The organism is Pseudomonas agronomica (assembly GCF_025917275.1).
Taxonomy (GTDB): domain Bacteria; phylum Pseudomonadota; class Gammaproteobacteria; order Pseudomonadales; family Pseudomonadaceae; genus Aquipseudomonas; species Aquipseudomonas agronomica.
In genome coordinates this window covers 1-379 of the sequence record NZ_JAOSHO010001081.1, presented here as the reverse complement: position 1 = coordinate 379, position 379 = coordinate 1, and the positions used below count along the sequence as shown (strand labels likewise).

1 protein-coding gene and 1 pseudogene are annotated in these 379 nt (G+C 55.7%); both read left to right on the top strand.

The genetic code is table 11. The annotated features are described in order from the left end of the window. Positions 1-213, top strand: a 213-nt coding sequence (locus OC610_RS29005) for a hypothetical protein (RefSeq protein WP_264433277.1), incomplete at its 5' end; no start/stop codon positions are given. A gap of 10 nt (positions 214-223) precedes the next feature. Next, positions 224-379 (top strand): annotated as a pseudogene (locus OC610_RS29000) (ABC transporter substrate-binding protein); the annotation flags it as partial.

Sequence of the window (379 nt, the reverse complement as noted above, 5' to 3'; positions counted from 1 at the left end):
AGCGCAGAGCCAACGAACAGCACGCTCCATCCCGGTGCGCTTTTTGATGTACGCTCCTCTGCGCGCACCATCGCGTTCCGTCACCCGCCGCCAGTGCTTTTAAAACACTTGTTCGGCACTATGGTTCGGAAATTGCTACCTTTATGCCGTCATACCGTTCAGACCTTCACCGGTAACAATCTTATGCGCCACAAGCGCTCAAATTGGTTTTAGGGACTCGATAATGAAAAAAGCACTGCTGACCCTTTCTGCACTGGCGTTGTGCATGGCTGCTGGCGCTGCCACGGCCAAGGAATACAAGGAACTGCGTTTTGGTGTCGACCCGTCCTACGCCCCGTTCGAATCCAAGGCCGCCGACGGCAGCCTGGTCGGTTTCGAC